General features: G+C 74.1%; 1 pseudogene. It reads left to right on the top strand.

The annotated features are described in order from the left end of the window. Positions 1–130 precede the first annotated feature (130 nt). Positions 131–595: pseudogene (locus HW577_RS26805) on the top strand (ribonuclease E/G); the annotation flags it as partial.

Genomic DNA, 595 nt, shown 5'->3' with positions numbered 1-595 from the left:
GGCGCCGGACCCGCCGGACGAGGACGAGTCCGGCGCGTGCCAGAGGACGCCGCGCCGCCCACCCGTCCCCGCCCGGGCCCCGCCCTTCGTGGCGCCGTCGGCCCCGCCGCGGCGCGGAGCACCGCCTTCGATGACCAAGCGCATGCTGATCGACGCATCCCACCCTGAGGAAACGCGGGTGGTGGTGCTGGACGGCAACCGGGTCGAGGAATTCGACCTCGAGACCGCCACCCGCCGCCCGCTCAAGGGCAATATCTACCTCGCCAAGGTGGTGCGGGTGGAACCCAGCCTGCAGGCCGCCTTCGTGGAGTATGGCGGCAACCGCCACGGCTTCCTGGCCTTCGGCGAGATCCATCCCGACTACTACCAGATCCCCGTCGCCGACCGTCAGCGCCTGATCGAGATGCAGGCCGAGGAAGCGCGCGAGGAGGAGGAGGCGGACATGCCTCCGGAATCCGCCATGGACCGCGCCGACTGGAACGGCGAGGGCGCGGAGGCCTGGACCCAGGGCGAGGAGGCGAATGGCGAGGACGCCGCCGCCGCCGCGCCGGAGCCCGCGGGCGCCGCCGCCGCACCCGTGGCCGCCGAGCCGCCG

The sequence above is a fragment of the Neoroseomonas rubea genome (assembly GCF_016106015.1).
In the GTDB taxonomy this organism is placed as follows: domain Bacteria; phylum Pseudomonadota; class Alphaproteobacteria; order Acetobacterales; family Acetobacteraceae; genus Neoroseomonas; species Neoroseomonas rubea.
This window is presented reverse-complemented; position numbering and strand designations above follow the sequence as displayed.